Consider the following 5,495-nt stretch of genomic DNA (forward strand, 5'->3'; position numbering starts at 1 on the left):
GAGTGCGCTTGAGCGCGTTGGTGGCTACGACGAATCAATCGTTCGCGGTGAAGACTGGGATCTAGCTCAGCGCATCAAGAAGACCGGTGGTTTGGTTTGGTTTAGTCCGGAACTCAAAGTGACCTATTGGCCACGCGGTACCTGGAGCAAGTTGTCTAAGCAATTCCTTTCGACAGGAATTTGGCGCGGCGACCTGACTCGCAGGAATGCATCGGGTGCGAGTCTGCGCTACTGGATTCCACCGTTGCTGGTGGGTGCTTTGGCGATGGGTTTCTACTGGCTGGCTGCTGGCCATGTGTTTGGTATTCTGCCGGCCGCGATTTACCTATTGGGAGTGGCCTTCTTGGCATCAACCGCACAGGGTCTGTCATTGAAGTCGCGCGTGGCCCTGCTGATTGCACTGCCGACCATGCATTTGTCTTGGGGAATTGGTTTTTGGCGCGGCTACTTCTTTACCGCTTTCGGCATTGTTGATAAGAGCAGGGTTGGCGGCGCTGGCGGTGCCAACAAAAAAGGTTCGAACCGATGAGTTACACACCGGCCCGAATCATTGGCGCGTTGCGTCGTCGTAAGAATGATCTGATTCGTAGTGCACTTTATAAGCCGGATACCTCAGCCACCGGTGGTGTGAAGTTACGCAACTCGGTTTTGTTTGAAGCCTTCGATGGCAAAGTTGTTGGCGATAGTCCGCTTGATATTTTCAACGCGCTAAAAGTTGCACGACCTGATTTGGAATTCTTCTGGACCGTCAAGTCTGGTGTGCAGGCCCCAGCTGGTTCCACAGCTTTAAAGTACGGTTCGCGTGAGTGGCTCAAAGTTTTGGCAACCGCAAAATATTTGGTGAACAACTCGGCTTTCCCTTGGTACTTCAAAAAAGTTGCTGGGCAGGTTTATTTGCAAACTTGGCACGGCACACCGCTCAAGCGTTTGGTGCGCGACATTGAGGCAGGAAAAGTTTCCGCGCAGTACTTGAGCACAATGCGCAAAGAAGCGGCGGCTTGGGATTACCTAATTTCGCCGAGCGCATTTGCAAGTAAATGTTTTAAGTCTGCGTTTGCGTACTCAGGAAAAACTCTTGAGGTTGGTTACCCGCGCAATGATCGCTTGAGTGGGTCAGCCGACGAGCGAGTTGCGGTGCGTAACCGTGTGCGCAAGCAACTAGGCGTGAAGAGCGCGCAAACTCAATTGGTTTTATACGCACCTACCTGGCGTGACACCAATCGAAATGCTGTTGGAACTTTGCAGACCGTGAATCACATTGATGCGGCAACCAAAATGCCAAAGGGTTTTCAGTTGATGTACCGCGGACACAGCATGACGCTTGATGCACACAATTCAAAAACCGCCCGGGGCGCTATCGATGTAACCGATTACCCAGACATTACTGAACTGTATTTGGCCGCAGATGTATTGATTACGGATTACTCATCGGTGATGTTTGATTTTGCAGTGACCGGCAAGCCAATGATTTTCTTAACGCCAGATATCGAGAAGTATGTTGCTGACCGCGGTTTCTATTTTGATTTTGTTGCCGAAGCTCCGGGCCCAATCTGTCACACCACCGCAGAGGTTATTGGGGCGCTAGAAAACATCAACGATGTGGCCAAGCAATACGGCAAGGCCTACAAGGCTTGGCAGGCAAAGTTCACGCCGCTGGAAGATGGCAAGGCCACTGCCCGCGTGATTGCTGCTGTCTTTGGCACAAAGTAGGCCCCGCCGCGAAGCTGGCGATTAGGCTGGGGACATGTCAATTCAGGTCGTCATTCTTGCCGCGGGCATGGGCACTCGCCTCAGCCGCCCGCTGCCTAAGCCGCTGACTGAGCTCAAAGATGGCCGTTCGATCATGCAGCAGCAGGTTGACAATCTAAAGACCGCATTTGATAGCGATTACCGTTTGACCACCGTTGTGGGCTTCAAGCTTGAGGCAATCATCGAGCGCTTTCCTGAGGCCACCTACGTTTACAACGAGGAATACGACCAGACCAACACCTCAAAGAGCCTGCTTCGCGCGCTTCGTGCATCTGGTGATGGTGGCGTGCTGTGGATGAACGGTGACGTTGTTTTTGACCCAGAAGTTTTGCGCCGTGTTACCCCAATGATCAACACCGATGAATCCTTCGTGGTCGTGAATCATTCATCGGTTGCTGATGAAGAAGTGAAGTACACGCTTGATGCCGATGGTTTTGTTGCCGAGCTTTCCAAGACCGTAGTTGGTGGACTTGGTGAAGCCGTGGGCATCAACTTTGTTTCATCTGGCGACAAAGCCGCTGTCATTAGGAGACTTGATGAAGTGGCTGACCAGGATTATTTTGAGCGTGGCCTAGAGCTGGCAATTGCAAACGGCGAAGCCAAATTCAAGGCGGTAGACATCAGTGATCTCTACGCGGTTGAAGTTGACTTCGCCGAAGATCTTGCTCGCGCAAACGAAGTTATCTAGCTTTTTAAATTCGGTGCAGCTTCAGCTTGATGCCAACGAAGGTGCCCAGCAAAGCGAAAGCAAAAAACACCCAACCGGCGATTGAAAATGCCTGAGTGCTAGAAAGCAAAACACCAACAGTGCAACCCAGGGCGGTCATGCCACCCCAGCCAAGCAGAACTCCACCAACAAGTGCGGTGATTCCGTTTGGCAAAGTCAGCCCACCAACTTTGAATCTGTTTCCGCTTAGGGCTGCCGCAAACGATGCAATCACGATGCCAATTAATATCCATCCGTTGTTGGTGATTGTTTCGGTGATCAAACCAATGCAACCGGTCATAACATCAAGTCCGTTTAGCGTCTCGGGAATCAAACCGTTTGCATCAAGAAATGTTCTTGTTGAACTACCTATCTGACGAGTCACACCAAGTGGTTCAATTCGAAGGTAGGCGAGCACGCCTAGAACACCTACGATTGCACCGGTGAAGATAGGTGACCAGCGGCGTTTGATTAGTTGATCGCGCAAACTTGCCAGGCTGATTGGCTCGGCAACCGGAATTGAATACTTGTCATCTTTTTTGCCAAGTTTCAGAGCCAAAACAGAAAGTCCGATTACGAGCGCAAGCGTTGCAACTAGTGCTCCGCTATAGCCCAATAGATGCGGCAGCCACAGGGTAGGAGCGCCCTGGATTGAGCCAAGGTACAGATCGTTCCAGGTAACGTAACCAAGCCCAAAGCCCACTAGCGAGCCAATCAGCGCGGGAATCGCCCGCAACGATCCCTGGCCCAGGCGATACAGGTGCCCGCTGATGCACGCACCAGAAAGTGCCATTCCAATTCCAAAGGTGAATGCCGCGACTGCGAGAACCCAGCTAACCGGGCCAATGTGCGCAGCCGGTGGGTATTCGCCGGTGGTGGTGTCAGGCAAGAACATGCCAAAGACAATCGCGTAGCCAATCGCGCCAACGGCAATTGCGGAAAACACCGATAAGAAAGGCGTGGTGATTTTGTATTCAATGCCATCGCGGAAGATACAGAAGAAGCAGAAGCGTCCACGCTCGAAGGTGATGCCGAGGGCGGTACCGATTAGCAGCGAGAACGACGCGTTGCTTCCTAGCGCCGGATCATTGCCAATAGCTGTTGCCCAGACGAGCAAGCCTGCAACGATTAGCGCGGCTATCGATGTTCTGATGGTGTCACCGCGGGTCCAGATACGCACAACAGCAGCGCCCCCTTCGGAGACGCTGCCGTTGCTTGTAGCTTTTGGAGCGGTGGCGGATTTTGCCACTACTTCTTACCCCATACAGTTCCAGCCTCGTTCACGATTGGAACGCCAACTGAGTTACCGTATTCGGTCCATGAACCGTCGTAGTTCGCAGCCTTGTAACCAAGGATCTGAGTTAGTACGAACCAAGTGTGAGCAGCACGCTCACCAATGCGGCAGTAGGTAATGATCTTGCTCTTGCCATCAATACCCTTTGACTTGTAAAGCTCAACAAGTTCGGCCTTTGACTTGAAAGTTCCATCTGCGTTAAGAGCGTTCTTCCAACCGATGTTAACCGCAGTAGGAATGTGACCTGCACGAATTGCAAGCTCATCGAAACCTGCTGCAGCGATGATCTTTCCGCTGTACTCATCTGCTGAGCGAATGTCTACCAACTTGGTTGAAGGCTTCTTAGATTTTGCGATCTTTAGAACCTCTGGCAAGAATGCGCGAAGGTTTTTGTCAGCCTTAGCTGCGGTGAAGTTACCCTTTGCATCGGTAGGTACAACAGTTGTGGTTGCCTTACCTTCTGCAAGCCACTTTGCCTTGCCACCATCTAGTAGGCGAACATCCTTAGCGCCGTATAGCTTGAAGATCCAGGCACCCCAGGCTGCGAACCAGTTGCTGTTGTCACCGTAAAGAACGATTGTGGTGTCTTTGTCGATGCCAGCCTTCTGTGCAAGCTTGGTGAAGTTTGCCTGAGAAACAACATCGCGATTTACCGGGTCAACCAGCTGTGTGTGCCAATCAAATTCAAAAGCGTTCTTGATGTGCTTGCGCGCGTAGTCGCCGTCTTCAACGGTTACTTCAATTAGCTTGACGTTTGACTTGTCTAGGTTGTCTGCCAACCATTCAGTGGTGACTACCGCTGACGAACCGGTTAGTGGAGCGGCTTGTGCCGATGAGGTACCAACCGATGCAGCCAAGACTGCAACAGCAACTGCTGCAATCGACTTTTTAAAAATGCTCATTTTGTTTCCATTCGTGTCCCCCCACGCGATGAAAACACCTGCGGGTTTTGTGAAGCCTCGCCCCTTGCGAGATTGACACTATTGAAATTCAATCCACCGATACTTGCAATCGGCGCTGAAACATAATGAAACGGTTGGAAACAATTTGTAACGAAGTTGGGGTTTTGCCCTTATGAAGTGGCAGCCCATGCGGACTCAACGATGTCATGCAGGTTGTGCTTTGCACTCCAACCCAAAACATTTTTGATGCGAGAAACATCGGCACATAGGAATGGCGGGTCACCAGCGCGACGCTCAACAATTTCTTCATTGAAATCAATGCCAGAAACCTTTTTGATTTCTTCAATCACTTCAAAAACACTTGAGCCCTGACCGGTACCAACGTTGAAGGTGGTGTGCGGGCGAGTATCGGTGTTTAGATAATCAATCGCGGCAAGGTGTGCACTCGCAAGATCTTGCACGTGCACGTAATCGCGCACGCAAGAACCGTCGTTGGTGGCGTAATCGTTGCCGTAGACCTTTGGTGCATTGCCGGCGCGAATCGCGGCAAAGACAATTGGCACCAGGTTGGCAACTGCGGTGTCGGCAAGCTCCGGCCAACCGGCACCTGCCACGTTGAAGTAGCGCAGGTTCACTCCGCGAAGCCCCCAGGCTGCGGCTGCCGCATCAACCATCCATTCGCCAACCAATTTGGTCTCGCCATATGGGTTGATTGGCTTGCAGGGGGTGTCTTCAGAGACGGCATCAACATCTGGCATGCCGTAGGTGGCGGCCGATGATGAGAAAACCAGTTTGTTGACCCCGGCCTCGCGCATTGCGCCCATTAGGTTGGCCATGCCACCAA

The 5,495-nt window shown here is 51.9% G+C and carries 5 protein-coding genes and 1 pseudogene; 3 read left to right on the forward strand and 3 right to left on the reverse strand.

Going from position 1 to position 5,495, the window contains the following annotated elements:
• The 3 genes and pseudogenes from Q0L26_RS05375 to Q0L26_RS05385 form a co-directional block, all read left to right on the forward strand.
• Positions 1-529: pseudogene (locus Q0L26_RS05375) on the forward strand (glycosyltransferase family 2 protein); the annotation flags it as partial.
• Positions 526-1,710: a CDP-glycerol glycerophosphotransferase family protein gene (locus Q0L26_RS05380; RefSeq protein ID WP_296648440.1), complete on the forward strand. Its 1,185-nt coding sequence runs from the start codon at positions 526-528 to the stop codon at positions 1,708-1,710. The pseudogene Q0L26_RS05375 and the gene Q0L26_RS05380, both read left to right, overlap by 4 nt.
• A 34-nt stretch (positions 1,711-1,744) precedes the next feature.
• Positions 1,745-2,437, forward strand: a complete 693-nt coding sequence (locus tag Q0L26_RS05385) for a phosphocholine cytidylyltransferase family protein (protein WP_296648443.1) — start codon at positions 1,745-1,747, stop codon at positions 2,435-2,437.
• 4 nt (positions 2,438-2,441) lie between these two features.
• Here Q0L26_RS05385 and Q0L26_RS05390 read toward each other — a convergent pair whose 3' ends face one another.
• The 3 genes from Q0L26_RS05390 to Q0L26_RS05400 form a co-directional block, all read right to left on the reverse strand.
• Positions 2,442-3,635 carry a YeeE/YedE family protein gene (locus Q0L26_RS05390; RefSeq protein ID WP_296648445.1) on the reverse strand — a complete coding sequence of 398 codons (1,194 nt, stop codon included), beginning with the start codon at positions 3,633-3,635 and terminating at the stop codon, positions 2,442-2,444.
• Positions 3,636-3,703: 68 nt separating this feature from the next.
• On the reverse strand, positions 3,704-4,651 hold the full coding sequence (locus Q0L26_RS05395) for a sulfurtransferase (RefSeq protein ID WP_296648448.1): 948 nt from the start codon (positions 4,649-4,651) through the stop codon (positions 3,704-3,706).
• 170 nt (positions 4,652-4,821) lie between these two features.
• Positions 4,822-5,495 (reverse strand): NAD-dependent epimerase/dehydratase family protein (locus tag Q0L26_RS05400; protein ID WP_296648450.1); only part of this gene is annotated, 674 nt, incomplete at its 5' end.

Source organism: Rhodoluna sp. (genome assembly GCF_024641065.1).
GTDB lineage: Bacteria > Actinomycetota > Actinomycetes > Actinomycetales > Microbacteriaceae > Rhodoluna.